Origin of the sequence: Sediminitomix flava, assembly GCF_003149185.1 — a bacterium.
In the GTDB taxonomy this organism is placed as follows: domain Bacteria; phylum Bacteroidota; class Bacteroidia; order Cytophagales; family Flammeovirgaceae; genus Sediminitomix; species Sediminitomix flava.
On the sequence record NZ_QGDO01000007.1, the window covers coordinates 93,188 to 119,959 of the forward strand.

General features: G+C 35.2%; 21 protein-coding genes. 9 read left to right on the plus strand and 12 right to left on the minus strand.

Annotated features, from left to right (window positions below; genetic code table 11):
• Positions 1 to 191 precede the first annotated feature (191 nt).
• The 3 genes from BC781_RS20935 to BC781_RS20945 all read left to right on the plus strand — a co-directional run bounded on the left by BC781_RS20935 (position 192) and on the right by BC781_RS20945 (position 3,300).
• On the plus strand, positions 192 to 587 hold the full coding sequence (locus BC781_RS20935) for an HIT family protein (protein ID WP_109621588.1): 396 nt from the start codon (positions 192 to 194) through the stop codon (positions 585 to 587).
• 57 nt (positions 588 to 644) lie between these two features.
• The gene (ligA, locus tag BC781_RS20940) at positions 645 to 2,696 is read left to right on the plus strand and encodes an NAD-dependent DNA ligase LigA (protein ID WP_317047248.1); all 2,052 of its coding nucleotides are present in this window, start codon (positions 645 to 647) and stop codon (positions 2,694 to 2,696) included.
• 82 nt (positions 2,697 to 2,778) lie between these two features.
• Positions 2,779 to 3,300 (plus strand): DUF6913 domain-containing protein, encoded by a 522-nt coding sequence (locus BC781_RS20945; RefSeq protein ID WP_109621591.1) that lies wholly within the window; start codon positions 2,779 to 2,781, stop codon positions 3,298 to 3,300.
• 50 nt (positions 3,301 to 3,350) lie between these two features.
• On the opposite strand, the gene BC781_RS20950 is transcribed toward BC781_RS20945, so the two are convergent.
• A complete protein-coding gene (locus BC781_RS20950; protein WP_158281543.1) occupies positions 3,351 to 3,998 on the minus strand; it encodes an HAD hydrolase-like protein in 648 nt (215 codons plus the stop codon).
• A 126-nt stretch (positions 3,999 to 4,124) separates the two neighbouring features.
• Positions 4,125 to 4,904 carry an alpha/beta fold hydrolase gene (locus BC781_RS20955; RefSeq protein WP_211323913.1) on the minus strand — a complete coding sequence of 260 codons (780 nt, stop codon included), beginning with the start codon at positions 4,902 to 4,904 and terminating at the stop codon, positions 4,125 to 4,127.
• A gap of 251 nt (positions 4,905 to 5,155) precedes the next feature.
• Here BC781_RS20955 and folK point away from each other — a divergent pair, with 251 nt between their 5' ends.
• From folK to BC781_RS20970, 3 genes are all read left to right on the plus strand, one after another.
• Positions 5,156 to 5,653, plus strand: a complete 498-nt coding sequence (folK, locus tag BC781_RS20960; protein ID WP_109621945.1) for a 2-amino-4-hydroxy-6-hydroxymethyldihydropteridine diphosphokinase — start codon at positions 5,156 to 5,158, stop codon at positions 5,651 to 5,653.
• A 55-nt stretch (positions 5,654 to 5,708) separates the two neighbouring features.
• Positions 5,709 to 7,109 (plus strand): 23S rRNA (uracil(1939)-C(5))-methyltransferase RlmD, encoded by a 1,401-nt coding sequence (gene rlmD / locus BC781_RS20965; RefSeq protein ID WP_109621597.1) that lies wholly within the window; start codon positions 5,709 to 5,711, stop codon positions 7,107 to 7,109.
• Positions 7,110 to 7,454: 345 nt separating this feature from the next.
• Entirely contained in the window at positions 7,455 to 7,937 is a 483-nt protein-coding gene (locus tag BC781_RS20970; protein WP_109621598.1) for a SiaC family regulatory phosphoprotein, read from the plus strand.
• A 44-nt stretch (positions 7,938 to 7,981) separates the two neighbouring features.
• Here the strand turns inward: BC781_RS20970 and BC781_RS20975 are convergent, their stop codons facing one another.
• From BC781_RS20975 to BC781_RS20990, 4 genes are all read right to left on the minus strand, one after another.
• A complete protein-coding gene (locus tag BC781_RS20975; protein ID WP_109621600.1) occupies positions 7,982 to 9,079 on the minus strand; it encodes a hypothetical protein in 1,098 nt (365 codons plus the stop codon).
• Between the two features lie 154 nt (positions 9,080 to 9,233).
• Positions 9,234 to 9,497, minus strand: a complete 264-nt coding sequence (locus tag BC781_RS20980; RefSeq protein ID WP_109621602.1) for a hypothetical protein — start codon at positions 9,495 to 9,497, stop codon at positions 9,234 to 9,236.
• Complete coding sequence (locus BC781_RS20985; protein ID WP_109621604.1) at positions 9,490 to 9,906, minus strand: hypothetical protein; 417 nt, start codon at positions 9,904 to 9,906, stop codon at positions 9,490 to 9,492. Before BC781_RS20985 ends, BC781_RS20980 begins: the two co-directional genes overlap by 8 nt.
• A 16-nt stretch (positions 9,907 to 9,922) precedes the next feature.
• Positions 9,923 to 10,381 carry a hypothetical protein gene (locus tag BC781_RS20990; RefSeq protein ID WP_109621606.1) on the minus strand — a complete coding sequence of 153 codons (459 nt, stop codon included), beginning with the start codon at positions 10,379 to 10,381 and terminating at the stop codon, positions 9,923 to 9,925.
• A 101-nt stretch (positions 10,382 to 10,482) separates the two neighbouring features.
• Here BC781_RS20990 and smc point away from each other — a divergent pair, with 101 nt between their 5' ends.
• Entirely contained in the window at positions 10,483 to 14,034 is a 3,552-nt protein-coding gene (gene smc / locus BC781_RS20995; protein ID WP_109621608.1) for a chromosome segregation protein SMC, read from the plus strand.
• A gap of 77 nt (positions 14,035 to 14,111) precedes the next feature.
• Here the strand turns inward: smc and BC781_RS21000 are convergent, their stop codons facing one another.
• From BC781_RS21000 to BC781_RS21015, 4 genes are all read right to left on the minus strand, one after another.
• A complete protein-coding gene (locus BC781_RS21000; RefSeq protein WP_146201751.1) occupies positions 14,112 to 14,396 on the minus strand; it encodes a hypothetical protein in 285 nt (94 codons plus the stop codon).
• 196 nt (positions 14,397 to 14,592) lie between these two features.
• Positions 14,593 to 15,153 (minus strand): hypothetical protein, encoded by a 561-nt coding sequence (locus tag BC781_RS21005; protein WP_109621612.1) that lies wholly within the window; start codon positions 15,151 to 15,153, stop codon positions 14,593 to 14,595.
• A gap of 188 nt (positions 15,154 to 15,341) precedes the next feature.
• The gene (locus BC781_RS21010; RefSeq protein ID WP_109621614.1) at positions 15,342 to 16,073 is read right to left on the minus strand and encodes a DUF6261 family protein; all 732 of its coding nucleotides are present in this window, start codon (positions 16,071 to 16,073) and stop codon (positions 15,342 to 15,344) included.
• 584 nt (positions 16,074 to 16,657) lie between these two features.
• Positions 16,658 to 17,548, minus strand: coding sequence for a dienelactone hydrolase family protein (locus tag BC781_RS21015; RefSeq protein ID WP_109621616.1), 891 nt, complete (start codon positions 17,546 to 17,548; stop codon positions 16,658 to 16,660).
• Between the two features lie 382 nt (positions 17,549 to 17,930).
• On the opposite strand from BC781_RS21015, the gene BC781_RS21020 reads away from it, so the two are divergent.
• Positions 17,931 to 23,012: a fibronectin type III domain-containing protein gene (locus tag BC781_RS21020; protein WP_109621619.1), complete on the plus strand. Its 5,082-nt coding sequence runs from the start codon at positions 17,931 to 17,933 to the stop codon at positions 23,010 to 23,012.
• A 187-nt stretch (positions 23,013 to 23,199) separates the two neighbouring features.
• Entirely contained in the window at positions 23,200 to 24,807 is a 1,608-nt protein-coding gene (locus tag BC781_RS21025; RefSeq protein WP_109621621.1) for a calcineurin-like phosphoesterase C-terminal domain-containing protein, read from the plus strand.
• 130 nt (positions 24,808 to 24,937) lie between these two features.
• On the opposite strand, the gene BC781_RS21030 is transcribed toward BC781_RS21025, so the two are convergent.
• Together BC781_RS21030 and BC781_RS21035 are read right to left on the minus strand one after the other, a co-directional pair.
• Positions 24,938 to 25,360 carry a hypothetical protein gene (locus tag BC781_RS21030; RefSeq protein ID WP_109621623.1) on the minus strand — a complete coding sequence of 141 codons (423 nt, stop codon included), beginning with the start codon at positions 25,358 to 25,360 and terminating at the stop codon, positions 24,938 to 24,940.
• Positions 25,361 to 25,525: 165 nt separating this feature from the next.
• On the minus strand, positions 25,526 to 26,743 hold the full coding sequence (locus BC781_RS21035) for an S-adenosylmethionine:tRNA ribosyltransferase-isomerase (protein WP_109621625.1): 1,218 nt from the start codon (positions 26,741 to 26,743) through the stop codon (positions 25,526 to 25,528).
• Positions 26,744 to 26,772: the final 29 nt, after the last annotated feature.

Below are 26,772 nucleotides of genomic sequence, written 5' to 3' on the forward strand. Positions count from 1 at the left end.
TTTTTCTGATTAATAACGCTATCAAATATTCAGAAGAATGATTATGCTTTGATACTTACAGACTTAGGTATTCAAAGTAGATGAGAACATTTTTATTGATCATAAATTTTATTTTTTTTAAGACAAAAATGTACTTCTAGTTAGTACTTTTGTTTATTAGTAAATCTTTTAATGTTACTATTCTTTAGATTATGGCAAGTATCTTTTCAAAAATCGTAGCAGGAGACATTCCATCTCATAAAATCATGGAAGACGACCGTTTTTTAGCTTTTCTTGATGTATTTCCATTGAGAGAAGGACATGTTTTGGTAATCCCAAAAGAAGAGGTCGATTATATGTTTGATCTAGATGATGATGCATTAGCTGATTTGCATGTTTTTGCAAAAAAAGTAGCCAAGGCATTAATTCAAGCATATCCTTGTAAACGTATCGGTACAGCTGTAATTGGTCTTGAGGTACCTCATGCTCATTTGCATTTAGTACCAATGGATCGAATGAGTGACTTAGATTTCACAAAAGAAAAACTAAAACTTTCAAATGAAGTTTTGGCTGCATCTGCTGAGAAAATTAGATCGTTTTTAGATTAATCTTTAAACGTAAGGAGAAGGAATTATTAGGAGCTTATAAAAGCTTTTATACAAAATATGATGACTGAACAAGAAGCAAAATCTCGTATAGACGAACTTACAGATCAACTGAATCACTACAATTATCTGTATTATCAAAAGGATGAATCTGCTATTTCAGATTATGATTTTGATATGCTTTTAAAAGAACTTTCAGACTTAGAAGAATCTAATCCAAGTTTGAAAAGAACGGATTCACCAACTCAAAGAGTCGGAGGTGCTGTTACTAAAGAATTTCCTACAGTTACACACCGCTATCCAATGCTTTCACTTGGTAATTCTTACAATCAAGATGATTTGAGAGACTTTGATGAAAGAATTCGCAAAGATATAGGTGATAATTTTGAGTATATCTGTGAGTTAAAATTCGATGGTGTTGCAATCAGTCTGACTTATGAAAATGGTATCCTAACCAAAGGAGTTACCCGCGGAGATGGTGTACAAGGAGATGATATCACACCAAATGTCCGTACAATAAAAACTATTCCTTTAAAGCTTTTTGGAGACAATATTCCTCCTGTTTTTGAAGTTAGAGGAGAAGGTTTTATGAGTAAGGAAACTTTCTCGAGACTTAATGAAGAAATTTCTTCAAAAAATATTGAATTAGAAAAAGCTGGGAAAGCTTTACTCAAACCACTTGCAAATCCTAGAAATGCAGCATCTGGATCATTTAAGATGCAAGATTCTTCAGTAGTAGCACATCGTAGTCTTGATTGTTACTTGTATGGGTTTTTGGGGGATGAAGAAACGATTCCTACTCACGGGGCAGCTTTAGAACAACTGAAAACATGGGGTTTTAATGTTTCAGATACTTGGAGAAAGTGTGACTCAATTGAAGCTGTATTTGAATTTATCAATCATTGGGCTGATCATCGTCAAGAATTACCATTGGAAACAGATGGTATTGTGATCAAGGTGAATAGCCTTAAGCAACAGAGATTGCTTGGTACCACTGCAAAATCTCCTAAATGGGCGATTGCTTACAAGTTCCCTGCAGAGAATGTAAAAACTCGTTTGCTCTCAGTGTCATATCAAGTTGGTAGAACTGGAGCAGTGACACCTGTTGCTAATTTGGAGTCTGTACAACTTGCAGGGACTACGGTAAAACGTGCTTCTTTGCATAATGCCCAAGAAATCGAAATACGACTTGATCTACATGAAAATGATATGGTTTATGTAGAAAAAGGTGGTGAAATCATTCCTAAGATTACAGGAGTAGCAGTTGGAGAACGTAAGGATGGTGCGCAGAAAATTCAATTTATTGAGAATTGTCCAGCTTGTAATAGTCCACTTGTACAAATAGAAGGGGAGGCTGCTAGATATTGTAAAAATGAAAAGGCTTGTCCACCACAAGTTAAAGGTAAAATTGAGCATTTCATTCAACGTAAAGCCCTTAATGTTGACTCTTTAGGTAAAGAAACAATTGATCAGTTGATGGAAAGAGGCTTGGTTCGAACACCTGCTGATCTTTATAACCTTACAATAGATCAATTATTGGAATTGGATAGATTTGGACAGAAATCTGCGGAAAAATTAGTAAGCGGAGTTGAAGAATCTAAAAATGTTCCTTTCGAAAGAGTACTATTTGGTATCGGTATTCGTTTTGTAGGTGCTACTGTTGCTGAAAAATTGGCTTCACATTTTAAGTCTATCGATAATTTGATGCAAGCAAGTCATGATGACCTTATTGCAGTAGATGAAATTGGTGGGCGTATAGCCGAAAGTGTTGTGAATTATTTTAAAGATGAAGATCATCTAACATTGATTAATTCTTTAAAGGAAAGTGGTTTACAATTAGAAATTGAAGAGAAAGAAGCTTCAAATGAGGCAGTTGATTTGATGTTAGAAGGGAAAAGCTTTGTTGTTTCAGGCGTCTTTGAGAATTTTAGCAGAGATGGCTTGAAAGATGAAATCAAGAAGTTTGGAGGAAAAGTTGTATCTTCCATTTCCAAGAAGCTTGACTTTGTAGTGGCAGGGGACAAAATGGGTCCTTCTAAGAGAGAAAAAGCGGAGAAACTGGGAGTACAAATTCTTACAGAACAAGAATTTATGGGAATGATTAAATCATAATGGTTTTAAAACAATAACATATTACACACTATGCTCATCAGAGCATAGTTGTTGTTTTAAAATTAAAACTAACCAATAGGACGTGAACAAAATCAAACAATACATTTGGGAGAAAAAAATAGATGCGGCAAAAGACAGTCGTGATTTTAGAGTTTTAGCTAAAAAACTTTCTGAAAGTAAAAAAATAGGAGTAGTATTTCAGGAAGGAGGAAGCTATGATTCAAAAACACTAGAAAGTTTGTCAGATAAACTTCGTAAGCAAGGAGCAAATGTGAAGTTTATAGGTATTCAAAACGCAGAGCAAACAAATATTGCTTGTCCTTATCCTCTAGTCTCCCTCAGAGATTTTAGCACTTTTGGTAAGTTGAAGAGTTTTGAACTTCAAGAATTCTTAGATACTTATTTTGATTTTGTTTTTTGTCTGTCAGATTTGGACGGATTGATTGAAACATATATTCTTTCAAATTGTAAGGCTACATATAGGGTCGGAATGCATCAAGAAGGCACAGAGGATTACCTTGACTTGATGGTTGGTCAAGCACCCGCAGAAAAATATAAAGAGTCTTTAGAGCAAATGCTTTGGTTAGCTGAAGCTATAAACTAAAAGAGAGAACTAGATTTTTCTAATTCTCTCTTTAGCTCAATTTCTATTTTTTAGATAAGTACAAACTCATTGATTTGCTCAGGCCTTTCTGCAATGAAAGCCGGATTCTGTTCTTTTAAAATTCTAGAAGAATGAAATCCCCAGGCTACTGCAATCATTTTTAGCATACACTTATTTGCAGCCTTTACATCTCTGCATTCATCTCCAACATAATAAGTGTCCTCTTTAATGAGCTCGTATTTTTTAATGACATTTTTTAATATTTTATCTTTCCCGAAAAGTCCACTTGCAGAATGTACGAATTTGAAAAAATGATCTAATTGATGTTTTCTTAAAAAATCTTCTACAATGTCTACCGAGTTAGAAGTGACGATACCGAGAGTGAAACCTTGATCTGCTAAGAATGTTAAACAATCTTTCATCCCTATGATTAATGGAATTTCACCAATCTCTTTTTTCAACTCACTTTTTACTCTTTTGATTAATGACGGGATTTTTAGTGGGGAAATATTTAGGTGTTTCATTGCCGAAAGGCTATCCATATCACGGCATTCTCTAAAAGTTTGCTCAGATGCGGGGTCTAAACCTAGTTGTGGTGCAACACTATTAGCTATACGATAAATATGTCTAGTAGTATCAGCAATTGTTCCATCAAAGTCGAAAATGATGGCTTTTCTTACGTAAGGTACATAGCTCATAAGCATTTTATTTGAGCAGTTATTGTTCAATTATTCATTTTCTTATTATCACAATAACAATAATTTAGTTGAAATAAATATTAGCTCAAAGTGAATTATAAATTTCTAAAAGTGTCGAAAAAGACTTTAATGTAAACTCTTCAATAGTTCATTCTTGATTAAATCAAATTTTGTCCATGGAATAAAATGATCTTCTTCCTCCAAGTAAACTACTTCTACTTCTGTATTGATCATTTTTTCTTTAGCAAATTCAGCATTTTTTGGATCAACAATTCTATCTTTCTTACCTTGATATACTTTGATTGGTGTCTTAATATTTTGCCATAAAGTGTCCATCAATTCTAATTCTTTTGCATGGACCATTTTTTCATCATTAGCTACTTTAAAAGCTTTTGGGATCATCCATTTGAATATAGGTGAATCGGCTGGTTTATTAATCCAAAACATTTTTTCCAATTCTGGAGATATGGCAGGAGCCAATAAATATGCAGTTCCATAATTATAGTTGGGGTAGTCTATTAATATTCTACAAATAATTGGTCCACCGTAAGAATGCCCTACCAAAATGATTTTTTTGTCCTTATGCTTTTCTAAAATTGGTTGAATTAATTCTGCTTGCTTCTCAATGGAAGGTTCTGAAACTCCAAAATCTGATTTTCCATAACCAGAACGATCAACAGAAATCATCAAAGTATTCATATTTAAAGTATCATTTTCCATATACTGTTTGAATGCATCCAAAGAACCTGGCGCTCCATGAACAAACAGAAGGAGAGGAGCATTTTTATTCCCTGACTGAATGTAATGCATATTTTTATCACCTACTTTATAATCAAATACTTTAGGTGAAGAAAATTCCGATTTTAATGATTTTAGCATTTCCTCATCTGATGTTCGCATTTTCATACAAGAAGTCAAGCATAGTAGCGTAATTATATATAGATGAATATTTCGTTGTATCATATTCAATAATAACGTTTTGTAATACAAATATTACTAAAAAAAAGATACTCATCAATTATTTAACGATATGCGAAAATATATAAATAACATAATAATAAAATAAATTACATACAGTTAGAAAAATATAAATATGATAGAATTATCCTCTTTTTGTGCGAAAGCTTGTATTTTTGCTGTTTGTTAAGAAAAAAGTAATGGGTAAACATAAAGCATTTCTTTCCCTTGGTGGAAATATGGGTGATAGGTTACAGGCTTTACAAGATGCAAGTAATGAGTTGATAAATAGGGTAGGACTTATTTTAAAGAGTTCTTCCATTTATGAAACAGATGCATGGGGTGTAACTGATCAACCAGCTTTCTATAACCAAGTTATTTTGGTGGAAACAGAGCTTTCTCCAAGAGAATTACTCTCTACGATTTTAGAGATTGAGAAAGACTTAGGTCGAGTACGAATACTGAAATGGGGGCAAAGACTTATAGATATAGATATACTTTTCTATGATAATGAGATCATAGAGGAAGAAGGTCTTATTGTTCCTCATCCGTATTTACATGATCGGATGTTTGCTCTTGCTCCATTAGCAGAAATAGACTCTCAATATGTTCATCCTAAGATAGGTAAGAGTTTAGCAACGCTAAAATCCTTGTGCAAGGATGAACTTGAAGTAAGGCAATTAGAATTGGCTGAATAGCCCTCTAGAATAAATAATTTTCCATTATAGTGGTATTTGCACTCAAGTGTAAAAAATGGCTAGAAGAAGAAAGACAATCGTATTTGAAAACGTCGAAATTTCAGACGTTGCGAGTGGAGGTAAAAGCATCGCAAAAATTGATGATAAAGTAGTGTTTGTCACTGGTGCAGTACCAGGAGATGTTGTAGACCTACGAGTAGTCAAAAAGAAGAAAAGTTTTATGGAGGCAATTCCTACTGCTTACCATAAATATTCTGAAGATAGAGTAGAACCATTTTGTGAGCATTTTGGCTTATGTGGAGGTTGTAAATGGCAACAGCTACCATATGAAAAACAACTTGAATACAAACAGAAAGAAGTTGTTGATCATTTAACAAGAATTGGTAAAGTAGAGTTACCTGAAGTAACTCCAATTCTTGGCTCTCCAGAAATTACCTATTATAGGAATAAAATGGAGTTTGCATATACTGATACTCGTTGGTTACTTGAAGAGGAGAAAGACCTTGATATAAAAGAAACGAGGGGTTGTGGATTCCACATACCTGGTAAGTTTGATAAGATTGTACATCTAAACCACTGCCATTTACAAGGAAATATTTCTAATGATGTCCGATCTGCAATGATGGACTTCATTAAAGAAAATGATCTGACTTGTTACAATGCTAGAAAGCAAGAAGGTCTGATGCGTTCGCTTATGATTAGAACAGCATCAACTGGTGATGTTATGGTTTTAGTACAGTTTCATAAAGAAGAAACTGAAATTATTACTACAACGATGGAATTTTTGAAAGAGAAATTCCCTCAAATTACTTCTCTGATGTATGTAGTAAATGGTAAAGGAAATGATACGATCTATGACCTAGATGTAGTTTGTTATCATGGTGTACCATACATTACTGAAGAAATGGAAGGCCTGAAATTCCGTGTAGGGCCAAAATCATTCTATCAAACCAATTCTGCTCAAGCTTACGAACTGTATAAAATCACGAGAGATTTTGCGGGGCTTACAGGAAATGAGAGAGTTTATGATTTGTATACAGGTACAGGTACTATTGCTCAGTTTGTTTCTAGAAAAGCAAAAGAGGTTGTAGGGATTGAATCTGTTCCAGCTGCTATAGAAGATGCGAAGAAGAATGCAGAGCTAAATGGAATTACTAATTGTAAATTCTATGCAGGTGATATGAAAGATCTCCTAACGAAGAAATTTATTGATGCTCATGGTATTCCAGATGTTATTATTACTGACCCTCCAAGAGTTGGTATGCATCAAGATGTAGTCAATCAATTATTGGAAGTAGCTGCGAAAAGAATTGTCTACGTTAGCTGTAATTCTGCGACTCAAGCTCGTGATTTAGAATTATTAGATGCTAAGTATAAAGTTATTAAAGTACAACCTGTTGACCAGTTTCCACATACTTGGCATATCGAAAATGTGGTACTGTTAGAGTTGAAATAATTATAATTTTTATATTTCAAAAAAGAGGTAAGCTAATACAAATTAGGTATGCTACCTCTTTTTTGTACAATCTAATATGAATCATTTTGTTAGATATCACTTTATAATTCAATAGCTACATCGTGATGTACTATGAAGTGGTTTCAATGGTAATTTGAAAAATTAATATTCATAAAAACGTATATAAACGATTAGTATCAGTATTATTATTCTATTTATTCTAGAAAAGTTTATATACAACTTATTTTAATCATATTCCTTTATTATTAATTATTAACTATCTTTGTATAGTCTAGATCATTTTTTAATTTGGGAATATTATTTTAACCACAAGAAGGACTAACGATGTTTAAACCGATCTTTTCATTACTTTCTTCAAAGTCAAAAAAAGGAGAAACAAAGGCAACTGAAAAAAATGATTTGTCTTGGTTAGATCCTTATGGAAAGGGGCCTTATATACCAAAAATTTCTATTGATTCAGATCGAAAAAAGGTATATATGCTTGGTGCTGCATATATGGAGAATTCAGCGGTATTTTTTGATGAATTAATAAACTTTTTATCTAAAAGCTTAAAAAAAGAGGATTGGCAATCACTTCATTTATCTTTAGATTATTTTAATTCAGGATCTTCAAAAGGTCTATTAAAGCTATTCTTTACGTGTAAGGAATGGTCAAAAGAATACCCAGATATTTCTGTACATTGGCATTTTGACAGTTTGGATTCAGATTTGAAAGAAGAGATTCAAGATTTTACTGATGATACGGGGCTACCTATTATCATGGATGAAAATGGTTACTTAACTAAAGACGATCTTCCTCAAAACTGATAATAAAAAAGCCTCTAGAGAAATCTAGAGGCTTTTTTTATTATTTATTCCCATTTATATTTTCTTATAATAGACTCATCTTTACCTCTGTATCTTGTATCTCCTAATCGGAGTATTAAGTTTGTTCTTAAAGGAAATTCTATATAATTAGGATTTACATACCATTCCCCATAGCTATTTAAAACTTGCTCCCAAGAATCAAAGTTTTCAGTATTATCAATTAAGTATCCTTGTACGTCTCCTTCCTGTGTGTAATACACATCGATTCTCTTCTTATTTGAGTTATTGTCGTTCAAAAATTCTATAATATATATATTCAGAAATGGTGTCTCTACACCTGTGTCAAACTCGATGTCATATTTAAAATCTTTGAGTAATTGACCAAATTCACCTGTAGGTTTGATGTTTGCTGCTTTATTATTTTGATTTATAATTTTGAAGCTATTTTTAGCTTGATTAGGGATGCTTACTTCTGCATTATAAATCCAATTAGGATCAAAGATCGGCTCTAAATCACTTTGGTGTCTTTTATTCCCAACTATTGATATAGTATCACTAAGTACTCCAAAAATTGAATTGTACTTTAAGTAAATCTTATCTAAACTGTTTTTTGCAAAGATGATGTACTGTTCATTTTCAAGTGATAATGAATCAGGTTCAGGCTGCGCTGTATCTTTAAAAACTAATGGTGTTTCATCTTCAACGAGTAGAGAATCTTTCAATGTGATTACATCCCAGTCTTTATTTTCGATGTTGATAAACTGTGTTAAGGAGTCTTTGTAAGAAATGTCTTCATTACATTCTATCTGTACAGAATCATAAATTTCTTTCTCAAAAATAGGTTTAAGGGTAATATGAAGAATCTTGTCAAGTGTAGTAACTTCAACCTCATCTAAGATATTGATACTGTCTTTTAGGTAAGGAATCCCTGTTTCAAGTCCATCAATTTCTATGACGTAATCATCTTGTTGTATTCTATTTAAAACAGCAGAGTTTTCATTTTCTCTTTCGACTCTAAAAGCAATTCTGAAATTGTACTCATCGGGTTCGCTTGGCTTAGGGTTACTTAGTTTATCTTTGTCTTTACATGAAAAACCAAATAGTAATAGAATTATTAGAATGTAGTTAGTCAGCTTGTTCATACTCTTAAAATTCGCATCTTTTATTTACTTATCAGATACAATTTTGAGAATAAAATTATCCATTAATTAGGGTGAAAAAGTAAGCAGTGTAAGTTTAAAATAAAAAAGACAATCTTTTCAGATTGCCTTTCCTGTAGAAATGTATTTTTGAATATTACATCAAATAGTTTCCAGCTACAATAAGTCCAGCCACTACAACAATTCCTAGCATAGTATTTTGTCTTGCTTTTTCTTCTTTATCTTTAATCAAGAAGTAAACCCCAGATAAAACAAGCATAAATAATGCTCCAAAACCTATAAATAAGACGGTCTGATCATCTTGGGTATCTCCGTAAAGGCCTTTTCTAAATACAAAATCACCAACCATAACTCCCATAAGAAGACCCATAGCAAGCATTCTGAATAATAATCTATCCATTTTTTCTTTTATCTATTAAAAATTTTCTGGCTGACTCTTCATTCTGACTGAACGTAAGTTTTAGTCTTTTACTTATCTTTTCAAGCATTTTTTCAAATGTCTTTAGGCTCAAAGAACGTTTCGAGCCACTTTCAGAAATAAAAACTAAATTGAGTTCTCTGCCTATTTTTGCAACTAATTTAGGGAAAAAAACACCTAAACGCCATGCTTTAGCTTCAGTAGGAATATCACCATTTTTCTCATTGATGATAAAGCTACTTATCTCTTCAAGTTCTGCATAGGTAAGTAGGTGATTATAGGCGAATTGATAATCAGAAGTTTCTACTTTTCCACTGAATAATAATTCAATGACTTTATTTACTTCATCAAGTTGAAGCTTAACGTTGATTTCATCAATCAGAGTTTTCATTCCTTAGGTTTGTGTGTTAGAATTTTCTGTCTAAAACTTCTTTAAGCACAAATGCATCCCGAATATCACTCTTATTTCTAAGTTTATGCCTAAGACTTCTTGACTTTGACTTATTTTCCTTAGTTGAAGTGTCTTTTAGATTCGTCTGATTCTTTTCATATTCTTTCTTTACACTTGTCTGCTCGAAGGTATTTAGAACAGGTTCATATTCTTCTTCTTCAACTTCGTATTCTTCCTCAAATTGAGGCCTTTCTTTTGTCTCTACATAATTAGGGTTTAGCTGTTTCACCAAGTCTTCCCAATTGATGTTAGGAGAACTAGATGTGTTTCGTCCGTCTTGGTTTTGCTCAGCCGAAGTAGGGATAGGTTTTTTCTTTTTCTTTTTTCCTAATGTGCTTAATGCCCAAGAAATAATTAGGAAAATGGCATAATAAATTAACTCGCTGAAATTATCCATATCATCATATTTAGTCATCTTAAGATAGTTTAAAATACCGAGCAATAGCAAAGAAATCCTAAAAAAGTGATATTTTTGTTTCTATTGTTGGATTGATATGAGGATTTTTAGCTTTAACTATGCTACTGAATAAACTGGAGATAAAAGGCTTTAAAAGCTTTGGTGATCGGGTGACTCTGAACTTTGATGAAGGAGTAACTGCGGTAGTTGGGCCCAATGGTTCTGGGAAATCGAATGTTGTAGATGCCATCAGATGGGTGTTGGGAGAGCAAAGTACAAAAGCTTTGCGATCAGAAAAGATGGATAATATCATTTTCAATGGTACGAAAAAACGTCGTCCGTTGAATATGGCAGAGGTATCTCTAACTTTTAAAAACCACAAGAATTTACTTCCTACAGAATATTCGGAAGTGACTATTGGTCGTCGATTTTACCGTTCGGGCGATGGAGAATACCTTCTAAACGGTGTTTCTTGTCGTTTGAAAGATATCCAAAATCTTTTTCTAGATACGGGAATTGGTTCAAATAGCTATGCGATCATTGAGTTAAAAATGGTCGATGAAATCCTCAACGATATCAATAATTCTCGTCGTAACTTATTTGAAGAGGCAGCAGGTATCTCCAAATTCAAGAAACGTAAGAAAGAAACGCTTAAAAAATTAGCTGATACAGATGCCGATCTTGAGCGTGTAGATGATCTTTTGCATGAAATTGAGAAAAACATGCGTTCACTGGAGCGTCAGGCTAGAGAAGCGAGACGTTACTTGAAACTCAAAAAGGAATACAAACAGATCAGTATTAGTTATGCTAAAAAATCAGTGAGTAGCCAATTGGATCAATTGGAAGAATTTGCTGATCGAATCCAACAAGAAAAGACGCTCAAAGAAAATTTCAATAAACTTGCTGAAGAGAAAGAACTCCAACTCAAGAACGAAAAAGAAGGAGTAGAGGATAAAGAAAAACTAGTTGATAGCCGCAGAAAAACACTCAATGAACATCTCATGAAAATTCATGAGGTGGAAGGAGATAAAAAGCTCAAGGCTGAAAAAGGACGTTTCTTAGACGAAAAGAAACAGGCACTTTTCCAAAACTTAGATGAAGAGCAAGCAAGTATCAATTCCATGAAAGCGAGTTTAGACAAGCTGAAAGTGGAGTCTGAGGTGGTTCAGAAAATGATTGCTGAAACCGAATATTTGCTCGTAGAATATAAAACATCATTTGAATCTCAGAAGGAGCGAGTAGAAGGATTAAAACGTCAATCTACAGACTTAGAGGTTCAGATAAAGAATAGACAAACCACACTTTTCCAACTGAGAAAGAGCTTAGAAGTCAATGAACTTCAGCTTACAGCTCTCAAGCAAGAGTTGGAACAAGAACATCAGAATTCTTCAGAGAAATCAAACAACCTTCAAGAGTTTGATGAAGCACTGAATACAATTCAGAAAGAAGAAACAGAATTGCGTTTGGAGTTGGAGCAAGTAAAAGAGCAACAACAACTAAACGATAGTAAAAAGGCTCTGCTGGAAGGGCAGGAGAAAACCATTAAAGATGAAGTAGCAGAGTTGAATCGTACGCTTGATGCAAAGCAGAATGAGTATGATTTAACAAAATCTATGGTCGATAACCTTGAAGGTTTTCCTGAGGCGATTAAGTTTATTCGCAAACGTACTTCTTGGGGGCAAAAAGCACCTCTATTATCTGATCTGATCACTTCTGAAGAGAAATACAGAACAGCTATTGAGAATTATCTTGAGCCATATCTGAACTTCTTTATTCTTGAAGATGAAGATCACGCTTGGAAGTCGATTGAGCTTTTGACGAATAATGGAAAAGGTCGAGCAAACTTCCTTTTGTTAAGTAAATTTTCGGGGTATAAGCCCCTGCCTAAGAAAGAATTTGAAGATGCTTTCCCTGTCATCGATATCGTTCAATACGATGAAAAGCATAGAGATTTGGTCAACTTTATGTTGGACAATCTTTATATGTTAAAGGGAGATGTAGAAGATTTACCTGCTGACGATTCAGCGATCTTTATTTCTGAAAATGGTAAGTTTATCAAAAAGAAATTTATCATCTCGGGAGGTTCTGTGGGTGTTTTTGAAGGGAAAAAGATTGGTAGATCAAAGAACCTTGAAAACCTTGCTCAAGAGATTGAAGAACTAAAACTTCAAATTTCAGCTAAGAAAGAAGCTTTAGAGAACATCAAGATTGAGTTAGAGATACTTTTAGATCAAGATAAAAAAGAATTACTCACAGAATTGACGGATAAATACCATGTGGTAAGTCAAGAACTGACGAAAATTCAGACAAAACGTGAGCAATTCATTTCTTTCCTTTCTGACGCTGAACACAAACGTGAGGCAATGCAAGAGAAGATAGTAAGTCTTCAAGAAGCATTAGAAAATGACCGTCCGAGATTGGAGGATGAGACTTACACTTTGGAAGACCTTGAAAATCGTTTTGAAGACATCAAAGATGAACTTCAAAAGGAGCAAGAGCTTTTAAGTCAGAAATCGGCTCAATACAATGAGCAAAACATCCTTTTCCATCAGCAAGAAAATAAGATTCAGAGCCTTGAAAATGAGCTAAACTTCAAAGCATCCACCTATTCAAAAGGTAGTGAGCGTTTGCAAGCCATTCATGACGAACTGAAGAAAGTAGAGGAGGAGCTTCAACGAATTTCTAATATGGATGTAGCCGGAGATCAAGTGATTCAAGGGCTATACGAAGAAAAAGAAGCGATTGAAGAAGCTGTGAAAGAGGCGGAAAAGACTTTCTATGCGAGCCGTGGTAATATCAATGATCTTGAAATTGAGCTAAGAGATTATCAGCGTAAGAAAGAAACTACGGATAATGTCATCATGCAGCTTTCTGAAAAAATTCAGAATATCCGTTTGGACTTGACTTCTGTAAAAGAAAAGATATCTGCGGAGTTTAATCTTGATTTGGAGAAATTAGCCAATGAAGAAGACGAAGACAATCCATTTGAAGAAATGGCAGAGTCTGAACTTCGTCCGTTGGTTGCTCAGACAAAAGAGAAGCTCAGTAAAATTGGGCCAGTGAACCATATGGCTATTGAAGCTTTTGATGAGGTGAAAGAGCGTCATACTTTTATCACAACGCAGAAAGATGACTTACTGAAAGCCAAAGAACAATTGGCTCAAACGATCTCTGATATTGACACGGTAGCGAGGGAGCGTTTTATGGAGTCATTTGATTTGGTACGTGATAACTTTATCGAAGTATTCCGTTCGTTATTTACAGAAGAAGATAACTGTGACCTTCGTTTAGTTGATCCTGATGATCCTTTGAATTCTAAGATTGCGATTATGGCTCAGCCGAAAGGAAAACGTCCTTTGACCATCAATCAGCTTTCGGGAGGAGAGAAAACACTGACAGCTACAGCACTTCTTTTTTCAATTTATCTACTAAAGCCTGCACCATTCTGTATTTTTGATGAGGTAGATGCTCCATTGGATGATGCTAATGTAGATAAGTTCAACAAGATTATCCGTAAGTTCTCTGAGAATTCTCAGTTTATCATTATTACACACAACAAACGTACGATGACCAGTACTGAAGTGATCTATGGTGTGACGATGATTGAGCAAGGAGTTACTTCAGTAGTACCTGTAGATATCAGAAATATTCCAGAATTGAAATTGACGTAAACTTATTTTATCACCAGATTTTGAGATAAATTAAAATCCCCACTAAAATTGATTTTCAATTTTAGTGGGGATTTTTTTTAATTTGAAGACTGTACTACTCTAATTCCATCATGGTAATTCCCACTCTGTAAAGTAAAAGTAATTATCCGTTCTTCATTTGTTTGATTTTCTGAAACTGAAATAAAAATTTCATTCCCATTTTGTCTCTCAAATGTAAATACATCATTTTCAATTAAAAAGCTCTTTTTAGTTGTATCAATGTCACCTAGATCTATCCCATTTTTATCAACTATAATTGATGCTATCCACCAATTTGCTCCTTCAGTTTTAATTGTTTCTGAGTTTTCACTTGAGTTAAACATTACCTTATTCTTTGAAAGTTTGATGGTATCACTTGTACAACCATCACAATCAGCAGTTTCACACGAAGAGAAACTGAGGAATAAAAGGGTTAAGACGTAAAAAAAATAAGAGTTTCTCATAATTAATTTATTAGTATAAAAATGTGTAGAATGAAAAATTAGAGGTTCATTAACAGAGTAAGATCAAATAAAACAATCACTTATACTTCCAAAATACCCTAAACTGGAAAGGACTAGCCTCTGCGTACCAACTCATGAAATTCAAAGAAGCATTAAATAGATTCAGTTCGTAGCCTAATCTGTGATTGGGTGGATTTACTCTAAAACCAAGTAATAGATTGGTTGTAAGATGTGATTCTCTAATGGTATTTGATGTTCCTGCAATGGTTAATCCTGTACTATAATTTCCTCCTATACCTGTCCCTAAGATGAAAGAAAAGCTTTCAATTTTGATAACATCGAAGTTCAAATCTAGTTTTAGATTCGTAGAATTGAAGTAAGAATTAATCCCGAATTCGGTATCAAAACCATTTTCTGTAAATGTCCCAAAAGTCAAGCTAGGGATAAACCTGATTCGCTTTTTTATACCTATCGGTAGCTGATACCCGAATTGATAACTCATACCTTGCCCATCGCTTTCTCTATTGGAAGAGAGCGCGTAACCCACACCAGCCATCAAAGCTTTATCGGAAGAAACTTGTGCGAAGAGATTAAAACTACCTAAGAATAGCAGAAGCAGAATTGAGAGTTTTTTCATTTGTCTAAAAAGTCATTAAATACTTCGTAAAAAGTGTATTAATTCAATAAAAAAGAGTCTGAGTAACAGAGGAATTAATTACTTGTCAATGTTCTGAATTAAAGTTTATAATTCAATGACAATTTCCTCAGTCACTTAGACTCTAAAATCTCTTATTTTTTATAAAAAGCTAAAAGGTGCAATTTAGCTTAAGAAGCACCTATCTCATTTCTGGTTTCTCTACTCTGAATACGTGCACTGAAATCTTCATTGATCGCATTGATATTTTGAACCAAATCTTTGATTTCTTCAGACATAAACATATTAGCCGCTATTTCTAGACCAGTGAGTAATTTCATCATTTTCTCAAGCAAAACTTTACGAAGTTCAATGGCACTTCCTACTGCTGCTTTCTCCGCTTTTTCTTCATACTTCTGCACATAAGCATCCATGAATTTCTGCTGACTAGCCTCCATAGCAGCAACTTTCTCTTCTAATTGAAATTCTGTTATCGCTTCTATGGCCTTTTCTTTGGTTCTCAAATCTTTCAATAAGCCATCCATTGCACTACTTTGTTTGATATATCCAAAAGCTTGGAGCGAATAACCATAGGTCTGTATCAGCAGTTCTAATTCGTCTAAGCTTCTGCTTTCGGCACCTCTCTGAACATAACGCAAGTGCTCTACATAAGAACGGAAGATTAAGAAATCATAGTCACGATCTTGGTCATAATCTCTGATCTCTTTTGTGATGACAGAAGCACCACTAGGTTTACTGACAGCGTCATAATCTGTCCATGCGGTGTTAAACGGATTTACATAGTTTTCTAGGTGATGCGTAGCGACATCAAAATCTTGGAACAGATTAAAATACATTTTTCCAATGGCTCTCGTTTCGTCTACAGTAAGATTATAACTTGGGATTGTTTTTACCTCTATCATAGTATAGTTGGGTTGAAAAAGTGATACTTAAAAAAGATTAATGTAAAATCAATATAGTATAATATAAAGAGTATGTCTGAAATTGGTGTAAATAAATGATGTTGAGAGCTTTGTTTTTGTATTTAGCTAAGTCATAATTAAATTTTATAAAGCCTAAATATAGCCAGCCTACTAAAAAATAATTCTGACTAAGCCTAAATGTAGCCAAGTAGCCTTAGAAAAATTCTAAGCTAGGTTGGCTACATTTAGGGTTGTTCCCAAAAGATTTTTACTACAAAAAATACAGCCAAATCCATTTCTAAAAGTTTTTTAGCATGCTGGCTGTATTTAGCCCCACTAAAAATAATTCTGAGGTTACTTGGCTACGTTTTGCTGCCTAAAAAATTATTCATGGGTATGCTGGCTGGATTTATAAGCAGACTTTAAACTCCTTTAGGGCCAATAATTATATCATTGGTGTTGTAGGCTAAAAAGTTATGCTTTAGAAGATTAAAAAATCTTTATTGGCAAAATGTTTCTACAAAAAAAGAGACAAGTATTAACTACCTGTCTCTTTTGTTTTTTTACTAAAGGTCTAGTTAAAACTAAGAATCAAATCTTTCTTTCAAATAAGCAACAGCTTTTGCGTTAGCATCTTGTGCGTCTTTTTCCACATATCTAGGGCTAGAAGGATTCGCAAAAGCGTGATCTGCATCTTCGTACATTTCTATTTGGCAACCTTTGTCAAGGCTTTTCATACTTTCCTCAAATTTACCAACCACTTCTGGAGTAATCCATTTGTCTTTAGCTGCAAAAATACCCAATACATCAGAGTTTAGGCCTTTCAATTTACTGGCATCTGTTTCGGGCATTCCGTAATATATTACACAGCCTACCGTTTGTTTTTTAGCCAATAGTGCAGACTGTAAAGACCATCCGCCACCAAAACACCAACCAATCGTAGCTATTTCAGCCTTCTTTCCAGCGTATTTTATCGCTCCTTCTACAATGGCTTGCCCTCTTTCTTTAGAGACCGAACGCATATATTTACCAGCATCTTCTCTTGTAGTGGCTACTTTTCCATCATAAATATCTAAGGCAATCACATTTACATCTTTCAAGGCTTTAGCAAGTGTTTCTGCTTCAGCTTTAATATGATCATTCAAGCCCCACCATTCATGAATCACAAAAAGGTATTTGTCAGAAGCTTGAGCGGATTTGATCAGGTAAGCGTTGGCTTCGCCTCCACCTTTTACTGTGTAAGTAATCATTTCGCCTGTACCTTCAGTTGTAATAGCTCTTGGTAGCTCATGAGCCATACGAAAGTCCTTGTCCTCTGTCAGTGTCGCAAAGTTGTCAATCGCCTCATAATTACCATGACAGTACACACCTACATTAGAAGGAGTGATGTAGCCATTATCTGTTGGTTTGAGAACAAAAGCGGTAATCAGAAGACTTGAACATAAGCCTAGGATCAGTAGTGATAGTTTTTTCATGTTTTAGTTTTTGGAATTGTAGTGTAAGACCAAGGTCTTTGACTTTCAAACTATAAAGAAATAAGAATGTTTGAGTTTTAATTGAGATAGAAAAAATGAACGGGAACTCTATGTATTAATAGCCGCCAATTTTTAGCGTGAAAACTCTCTTATAAGTGTTGTAAATACGCACGTTGAAATATTGAAGTGTGAATAATACTTTTTAATAGTTGAAAATACACTTTTTAGTCTAAGTGAAGTATCTGTGAAGTAGCTAAATCTTTCAAAAACAGCTTAAAATATTCAAAACTTGTAGAAGCAAAAGCTAAGCTTACTTTCTGCTTTCATTTTGATGCTGATGCGCACAGCATTTTATTTTTCATAAACACACACCTTAAACACTATGAAAAATGTTTTACAAAGCTGCCTAACGTTACTACTCGTCATAGGTTTTCATTTATACACACTAGCACAAAGTTTTGACTACGGAAATGGTAAGACATCCCTAATCATTGGTCAGACTTTCCAACAAGAATACATTGATTATATCAATGGCATCGGTACTGCACCTGCAGGTTCTTCACATTACGCCGAATTGTATTCGGGTACCATCAACCAAGGCGATGACGGCGTAAATTTTGATGATTCGTCACCGTATTTAACATGGGTAAATGACAATTATCCAGGAGCAACAATTCTGATAGCTATAAGCATCAAAGATAATCCGGGTGCTGGAGGATATGGTGAATTGAATCCGAATAGCTCAAATTATGATCCTAATGGGGTGTATAAAGCGACCAAGGATATCGCTTACACAACTAAATGGGATGCGGAGATTGCTCAATTGGCAAATAAGTTTAAGTCTTTCCCCAACCTTAAATTTATGGTCAGATTGGGTTATGAAGTCAGTCTTTTGGCTATGGGAAATGCTGCTGAAGGAATGGAATTTGGCGATGTTTTGAACATCTACAATGACCAAGGCGTGAATATCTATGATTTACCGAAAGAAGAATTTTATAATACGGTTTCAAAAGATCATATTGATGTTGATGCCTTTCCAGATGCTTACAATAAAATGGCTCAGATCATCAGAGAGCAGGAAGGAGCTACAAATGTGAAGTTTGTCTATCATCCTGTTCGTGGTTTTGGAGAGGTGAAATTGCTTTATCCTGGCGATGAATACGTCGATTATATTGCTTTCTCGATCTTTAACCATGACATTTCTATGGGTACTGATGAGTCGATTCAAGTCATTCGTGAAATTGGTTCGAATGGTTCTCGACTGGACGGAAATCTAGAACAAAGTTTGGATTGGTCTACGGCTAAAAAGCCAGTGATTATCGCTGAATCGGCCTATCAGAATGCCCCTGCCGAGTGGAAAGACTATATTTCTTCTCCATATGACAATCCCTTTATTGAATATTTAGATCGTCTGTTGGAAGTCGTAGAAAACTATGATATCCGTTCGTTGGCCTATATCAATTCAGATTGGCAATCACATGGTTGGCCAGAACAATGGGCTGATTCTAGAGTTGAAGCTTTTGCTGATGTAAAAGCGTATTGGATGGAAAATGTCATCAATAACTCTCGCTATGTGCAATATAATGGGCAGTCTCCAGAACCATCATGTGCAGATGGAATTCAGAATGGCGATGAAACAGGTATTGATTGTGGAGGTTCTTGTGCACCTTGTGATCCAGTTTCAGAGACAGTTCCGAATACACCATCGGCTTTGGTGAGTACTTCAAAGTCTGCAGATGAAATTACGCTGTCTTGGACAGATAATTCAGATAATGAAGACGGTTTTTATGTAACTAGAAATGGTGTGCAATATGCCACGATTGCCCCAAATACAACTTCGTTTACTGATACAGGACTTAGCGCATCAACTACTTACACCTATCAAATAAAAGCTTATAATGCCGAAGGGAATTCAGCAAATAGTAATTCTGTAGCTATTACTACAGATGACATATCAACACCTCCACCAAGTAATAATTGCCCAACTTCTCATCCTTATGAAGCATGCGGAAATTGTTGGGAAAATGCTGCACAAGCTGAAAGTGCAGGTTGTACTGAAGATCCAAATACAGGGAACCCTGATAATGGGGAAACGACGCCTCCTGCAAGTAGTAATTGTCCATCATCTCACCCTTATGAGGCTTGTGGGCAATGTTGGGAAGATGGGCAACAAGCAGCGAGTAGTGGTTGCACAGAGACACCTGAAGAACCAGTAGAAACAGCTCCTAATACACCATCGGGATTATCTGCATCAGTTAATGGTACATCAGTAACAGTGAGATGGAATAGCGTAAGCAATGCTGATTCATATACACTTAAATACGGTACGGCATCTCAGTCTTACAGTCAAACTCTTAACGGTCTGACGGGAACGAGCAGAACTATTTCAAATCTGCAAGAACTTACTACTTATTATTTCACAGTAAATGCAGTGAATAGTGTGGGTAGTAGTGCCGATGCTTCAGAAGTTTCTGCTTTTGTAGACAGTACAGCTACAACGCCTCCCGATGAAACAAACCCTCCAGTAGATGGAAATGAAGATGGCAAAGCTAAAGCTAAATTTACAGCGAGTACAGGACAAACGCTTTTAATTTTAGGGCAAGATCTTGGATCAGTTGCTGGTTATGTGAATAGTGGGAAATTCCCAGAAATAGGAGGTGTCACGCAATACACGAATATCTATGATTTGGCAGGTTTGGAAACCACAACAAACTATGGTGCTGGAGATTTGTGTCTACAATGTGCTTTAGATAGCTATCCAAATTCTACCTTATCTATTGGTTTGTATATGGTAGAAGACAATGACGGAAAAGGAAACCCTGACCGATTAGGTAGAATTGACCATCCGAATGGTTTAACGGACATTGTAAATGGTCTTTATGACATAGAATTGCAACGAATAGCTGATTTCTTCAATAACAATGCTGATCGTCCAATTTTCTTAAGAATTGGCTATGAGTTTGATGGTGAATGGAATCACTACGAGCCAAGTAAATACATTGCTGCATATAAGTATTTAGTTGATTATATGAATGCTCAAAATGTAGAAAATGTCGCTTACGTTTGGCAATCGGCAACTTATGGAACTACTTACAATGGCTTGCCAATTAGTAGCTGGTATCCGGGAGATGCTTATGTAGATTATTTAGGACTTTCATTCTTCTTCTTTGATGAAGGTTTCAATGGCCCAAATCTTAATTATATGCTTGATTTGGCTAGAGAAAAGCAGATTCCAATCATGATGGCTGAAGTATCGGCTCAGTATTATGATCTAGAGCTAGGGTTATTCCATCCATACAACAGTCTGGCGAATCCAACAGCTATGACTGGTGAAGAAATTTGGAATCAGTATTGGGTTGATCAACTTTTACCATTTATCCATAACAATGAAGATGTGATTCGTTCTGTGGCTTATATCAATGCCGATTGGCAATCACAAGAAATGTGGAGATGGCCAGATGCTGGAAATGGTTTTTGGGGAGATACTCGTATTGAAACCAATGATTATGTAAGTCAACAATGGGCTGCAGAATTGGCAAAAGACTCTTGGATTCATGGTTCAGAAAATCTTTTTGCAATCCTAAAAGGCGACACAACAGGTACTGTACCGAATTCACCTACAGGATTAAATGCTTCTGCAAGTGGCAATACAATAAGTTTATCTTGGAATGAGGTTTCTAACGCTGATAGTTATACGGTGAGCTATGGAACAAGTAGTGGTGTTTATACTACTGCTAAAAATGTAAATTCGACTTCTACAAGTATATCAAACTTATTTGAAGGCACTACTTATTACTTTGTGGTTTCTGCTTCAAATTCAGTAGGTGAAAGTAATCCTTCTTCACAAGTTAGTGCTACGACAGAAACGGGAGTTACGCCTCCACCTCCATCAGATAAGATTGAGGGGAAATTTACACCAGCAGATGGCAAGACACTTCTAGCGATTGGCCAAGATTTATTCTCTTTAGCTGGTTATAGATATGGAGATGTGATGCCAGATACTTATGATTTTGGTCTACAAGCAGGAGAGGGCGGAATGCCAGAACCAGGAGCAGCAGTAGCTTATATTGCCTTCTACATGCTAACCTTAGATCAATATGGTATCAATTACGGTGCTACAGGTATGGATAATGGCGGTAATTTAACCGGTGTAGATACTGATTGGGGAGCTGGTCCTTTGAATGCTGCAAGTGTAGCGGACGGTTGGGATCATTCGGCACTGATCATGGCTATGTCTATCACTGAAAACTGGAACTTGAATGGACTGCAAGGAATTGCAAATGGACAGTATGAAGCAAATATTGATAAGCTTGCTTTATTCTGTAATTCATATCCGAATAAGAAAATCTATTTACGTATAGGTTATGAATTCGAAGGACGTTGGAATTCTGAAGATACAGCAGGTGGAGATTATCCGGGTGGTTATCACAAACAAGAAGAATACAAAGCTGCGTGGAGACATATAGTAGAAGGAATGCGTAGTAGAGGCGTTACGAATGTGGCTTATGTATGGCAGGCAAGTGCTTCTCCTGTAGATGATGTATTGGATGCTCAATTTGCACATGGAGGTGATTTGGCTGCCGCTCGTGAAGATATTACAGGATGGTATCCCGGAGATGATGTGGTTGATTGGTTTGGTATTTCTTGGTTCATTGCACCACAAGAAGCTGATGATTTCTTTGGATTTAATGATGTTCCTAATCTTCCGAACCAAGATGATTTGGCAAATGAAATGCTAGCTTTTGCCCGTGAGCGTAACAAGCCAGTAATGATTGCAGAATCAACTCCACAAGGCTATGACCTTGAAATCAGTGAGTATGACAATACACCATCCATGGTTTCTAGAGCTGCAACAGGTTGGACTTACGAAGGTGCTCAGACTTTGTTTACTGAAGGCTTAGCTGCTGCGGAAGAACAATTTGCTCCGGGTACTTGGTTTGATAATTTCTCAGCGGAAACAGCTTGGAACAGGTGGTACGAACCATTCTTAAATTACATTTATGACAACCAAGATGTGATTCGTGCTGTGACCTATATCAATGCCGATTGGAATCAGCAAAGTAAATGGGCTTCTCCATACAATGAAGGCTATTGGGGAGATACACGTGTGGAAGCAAATACAGTTATCAAATCGAAATGGTTAGAAGAAACAAATAAAGATTTCTGGCTTCTAGGTTCTACAGATATCAGCTCTAAATTGCTAGATGCTCCAGCTGCACGTCAAGCAATACAAAAGATCCAAGATTTGGAAGAAGGAAATGATATTTTATTGTTCCCCAACCCTGTGAAGACAGTATTAAATGTTAGTAATTCAGAAACTGTTTCTACACTCACTGTATTTAATCTTCAAGGAAAATTAATGTTAAAAGGAAATGGAAACAGTATTGATGTTTCTCATCTGAGTAGTGGCGTTTATGTTATTAAAATAGATAACGAACAACCGCAATTATTTATTAAAGAATAAAGTTAGATAGTTAATTAAGCTATGAGCCAGAGGAAGTCTTCAGATTGAATCTGGCTTTTTTTGTCTTAGTACATTTTGATGATTGGAGCAAAATAGAGGGGTAAATATCTCATCGAAATATAAGCCCCTCTTTCTAATTGAGTATTCTCATTAAGTTTCGTACAAACACAATCTAAACATAGAAACAATGAAAGCTTCACTATTTCTAATCTTTTACCTAACGGGAGCTTTTCTATTCGCTCAAAATACAAAGCCAATGCTGAATGGTTGTATTTATGAAGATGTAAATCATAATGGTTTAAAAGACCCTAGCGAAAAAGGAATTTCGAATGTAAGAGTATCTAATGGTATAGATGTACATGTATCAGATCAAACAGGAAATTATGAGCTAGAACTGCTAGAAGGACAAACTTTTTTCGTGATTAAACCTACTGGATACCAATTACCCACTGATGAATTCAATATTTCAGAGGCATACTTTCATTATTACCCTAAAAAGAGTGAATCACTTTATGCTGAAACCATTCCTCAACAAGAAGAAGCACCACAAAGCTTTGATATCCCTTTGTATAAACATGAAGAGAATAAAGAGTTTTCGATGGCGATGATTGGAGATACACAAGCTCGATTTCAGAGACAAGTAAATTATGCTCATCAGATTGCTGAAGAGTTATTATATGAAGAATTGGAAGGTGCTGCTATTTTAGGAGATATTGGAGATGACAATGCGATGATATTTCCAGCATTCCAACAATTATTTAAGCAATTCGGAACGCAAATTTACCCTGTGGCAGGGAATCATGACCGAAACTATGATTCGCAAATCAAGGGTAATGAGTTCAATTCCTTTAAGAAAGCTTTTGGCCCCGATCATTATTCTTTTGATATCGGGAATGTACATTTCATTGTAATGAATGATGTAACTACAATTAAAGGAATACAATACACAGACATCATTCCCGAAGACAATCTTCTGTTTATTGAGAATGATTTGAAGTATGTATCTAAAGATCAATTGGTCGTTTTTCTACAACATATACCGATCAACCACCTTAAAGTAGAAAGTAAACAAAGACTTTTAGATTTGATTGCGGACTATAGTAATGTGATGGCTTTTTCTGGGCATATGCACAAAATGACACATAACTTCATTCCTTATGGGAAAGAAAATACTCTTCATGAAATTGTAGTAGGAGCTGCTTGCGGATTATGGTGGGGCGGTGAATTTGATGAAAAAGGAATTCCAAATGCGCTCATGGGAGACGGTGCTCCCAAAGGTTATTATGTAGCAAATTTCAAGAATAATGAAGTACAACTTGAGTTTAGGGCAACAGGTAAACCGAAAAGAGAACAAATGCATATTTGGGTCTACCAAGAAGAAAATACAATATCAGACCCTACGATGGAATTGCCTAAAGGAATGAATGAGAATCAGTTTTTAGTAAATGTTTGGGCTGGATCAGAAAAGACCGAAGTAACGGCGAGAATTGATAAAGGAGAATGGTTTCCGTTACTCCGAACAGATGAAATTCTAGACCCTTATGTTCGAAGAGCATTTCTGTTGGATTCCTTAAAACTTTCAAATCATAAATCGCACTTAGGGAATTCTATACCTAAAAATATGGCATCACATATTTGGATAGGTGATTTCCCAACTGACCTCAAAAAAGGAAGTCATCTTATTGAAATTAAAGCTACAGACGAACTTGGGATTGATGTAGAAGGAATTCGAGTTTTTACCAAAGGTAATTTTGATGGGGAATATAAAGATATTGATTGGTACAACATGAATTAGAGTTGTAGTCACAAGACTGATTCTGTTTTCCTCTACCTTTATTTTTTGATTTCATTTCATCTTAAAAAAATAACCCAGCATAAATCGATAGAAAATTTTATACTGGGTTATTATCTGATCAAAAATCAGTTTAGACTAATTCTTTCTCAAGGACTTTAGCCCATGTTTTCATATACATAGCGGCATCTTTTCTTTGCCCTTTTTGAAGATAGCGGAATCCCCCTGGTAGAGCTTTTAGAACTTTTTTGTTGGATAAATATTCTAGCTCTTGAATATCATCTAATTCTAGGCCAATATCCAACAAAGCATCAACCATTCGGTCAACAGAAGCGCCACTTGTTGAGCAATAGTCGTTTGCATATTCAGACCATTCGTCCAATTTCTGAACATTAGCTTCTTTATAAATTTCTGAAGAACTCATAGGGGTAATCGTTTGCAGTAAATGCCCACAATTGCATTTACCTACATGTCCCCAACTGTAGTCAGCTCCTGATTCAATTTTTTGAGCTGCTTCTTTTAGTTTATCAATTAGTATTGGGTTCGGATTTGCCATAATAATTCCTAGTGTTTTGAGTATATATCCTAATAAACTAAACAAATGATGAAAAGTTCTGAGGTATTTAAAGAGCTATTATTGGTTGGGAAAAAAGATTAATTGATAAAAAAGAGCTATTCCAATTTCTTGAAATAGCTCTCCATAATTTATTATTAGAATTTCCTATTGTTTTGGAAATAGTATTGATGAATCTCCATAACTCAAGAATTGGAAATCATTATCCATAGCATGTTCGTATACTTTTCTCCAATCTTCCCCTATAAATGCAGCAATCAACAAAACCAAAGTTGTTTCTGGTAAGTGGAAATTAGTCACTAGTGCGTCAATCACTCTGAATTTATAGCCTGGGAAAACAAAAATAGAAGTCACTCCCGCTAATTCTTCTTTATCTAGTTTGATCATCAGATCGAGAATAGATTTAAAGCTTTCTTCTCTAGTAGGCAATTCTGATTCCTCATAATTGTATGGTTCTAATTTCTTAATGTCAAAAGGAGCATTTTCTCCTTCTTTCATTACTTTAACACCATACCAATATAAACTCTCTAGTGTTCTAAGAGAGGTTGTACCTACGGCTATATTTTTTTTCCCTGAAATAAGTGCTTCTAAATTGGCTTTGGTCACGATCACTTGCTCATAATGCATATCATGATCTATAGCATTTTCTACCTCAATTGGTTTAAAAGTACCAGCACTAACATGAAGAGTTAATTCATTGATAGGTATACTTTTTCCTTTCAAGTTTTGAACTACTTCTTCACTAAAGTGTAAACCAGCCGTTGGAGCAGCAACAGCGCCGTCATTTTTACTGAAAACCGTTTGATAGGTAGTTTTATCTTTTTCTGTAGCTTTTCTTTTCAGATAAGGTGGAAGAGGAGTTTCTCCAGCAGAAGAAATAATATCTACAAAAGGCAATGCTTTATCAGACCATTCAAATCGAATTAGTTTCTTCTCTCTATCCTCAATATGTGCTGCCAATAAAACGTCTTGACCATTAACATTGAGCATAGTTTCTAAAACCTGTCCATCTTTCCATTTTTTGAAATTACCGACTGTAGTAGACCAAGTAGCTTCGCCTTTTACAAGCATGGCTTCACTGATTACAGCTGTTGGAGCCACAGGATTGAAAAGAAATATTTCGATGATAGCGCCAGTCTCTTTTTTAAAGTACAAACGAGCAGGAAGTACTTTTGTATTATTGAAAAAGAACTGGTGATTATCTGGAATAAGCGTAGGAATTTCTTTGAAAACAGTATTGCTTATCTCTCCTTCACGATAGACTAAGAGTTTAGATTCATCTCTTTTCTCTTTCGGATATTTTGCAATGCGATCTGCAGGCAAATCATAATGATAATCGGATAGAGCGATCTTAGTCAGCTTCATTTGAATAATTATAGTTTAGTTAAGACCGC

What these genes read in the sequence shown, in the direction of transcription:
- BC781_RS21015 (WP_109621616.1), bottom strand. Translation starts at nt 17,548, where the DNA reads ATGAAAAAACTATCACTACTGATCCTAGGCTTATGTTCAAGTCTTCTG.
- BC781_RS21030 (WP_109621623.1), bottom strand. Translation starts at nt 25,360, where the DNA reads ATGGCAAATCCGAACCCAATACTAATTGATAAACTAAAAGAAGCAGCT.
- BC781_RS21020 (WP_109621619.1), top strand. Translation starts at nt 17,931, where the DNA reads ATGAAAAATGTTTTACAAAGCTGCCTAACGTTACTACTCGTCATAGGT.
- BC781_RS21000 (WP_146201751.1), bottom strand. Translation starts at nt 14,396, where the DNA reads ATGTTTAACTCAAGTGAAAACTCAGAAACAATTAAAACTGAAGGAGCA.
- folK (WP_109621945.1), top strand. Translation starts at nt 5,156, where the DNA reads ATGGGTAAACATAAAGCATTTCTTTCCCTTGGTGGAAATATGGGTGAT.
- BC781_RS20990 (WP_109621606.1), bottom strand. Translation starts at nt 10,381, where the DNA reads ATGACTAAATATGATGATATGGATAATTTCAGCGAGTTAATTTATTAT.
- BC781_RS20950 (WP_158281543.1), bottom strand. Translation starts at nt 3,998, where the DNA reads ATGAGCTATGTACCTTACGTAAGAAAAGCCATCATTTTCGACTTTGAT.
- BC781_RS21035 (WP_109621625.1), bottom strand. Translation starts at nt 26,743, where the DNA reads ATGAAGCTGACTAAGATCGCTCTATCCGATTATCATTATGATTTGCCT.
- BC781_RS20955 (WP_211323913.1), bottom strand. Translation starts at nt 4,904, where the DNA reads ATGAAAATGCGAACATCAGATGAGGAAATGCTAAAATCATTAAAATCG.
- BC781_RS21010 (WP_109621614.1), bottom strand. Translation starts at nt 16,073, where the DNA reads ATGATAGAGGTAAAAACAATCCCAAGTTATAATCTTACTGTAGACGAA.
- BC781_RS20985 (WP_109621604.1), bottom strand. Translation starts at nt 9,906, where the DNA reads ATGAAAACTCTGATTGATGAAATCAACGTTAAGCTTCAACTTGATGAA.
- ligA (WP_317047248.1), top strand. Translation starts at nt 645, where the DNA reads ATGATGACTGAACAAGAAGCAAAATCTCGTATAGACGAACTTACAGAT.
- BC781_RS20980 (WP_109621602.1), bottom strand. Translation starts at nt 9,497, where the DNA reads ATGGATAGATTATTATTCAGAATGCTTGCTATGGGTCTTCTTATGGGA.
- BC781_RS20970 (WP_109621598.1), top strand. Translation starts at nt 7,455, where the DNA reads ATGTTTAAACCGATCTTTTCATTACTTTCTTCAAAGTCAAAAAAAGGA.
- BC781_RS20975 (WP_109621600.1), bottom strand. Translation starts at nt 9,079, where the DNA reads ATGAACAAGCTGACTAACTACATTCTAATAATTCTATTACTATTTGGT.
- smc (WP_109621608.1), top strand. Translation starts at nt 10,483, where the DNA reads ATGCTACTGAATAAACTGGAGATAAAAGGCTTTAAAAGCTTTGGTGAT.
- rlmD (WP_109621597.1), top strand. Translation starts at nt 5,709, where the DNA reads ATGGCTAGAAGAAGAAAGACAATCGTATTTGAAAACGTCGAAATTTCA.
- BC781_RS21025 (WP_109621621.1), top strand. Translation starts at nt 23,200, where the DNA reads ATGAAAGCTTCACTATTTCTAATCTTTTACCTAACGGGAGCTTTTCTA.
- BC781_RS21005 (WP_109621612.1), bottom strand. Translation starts at nt 15,153, where the DNA reads ATGAAAAAACTCTCAATTCTGCTTCTGCTATTCTTAGGTAGTTTTAAT.
- BC781_RS20935 (WP_109621588.1), top strand. Translation starts at nt 192, where the DNA reads ATGGCAAGTATCTTTTCAAAAATCGTAGCAGGAGACATTCCATCTCAT.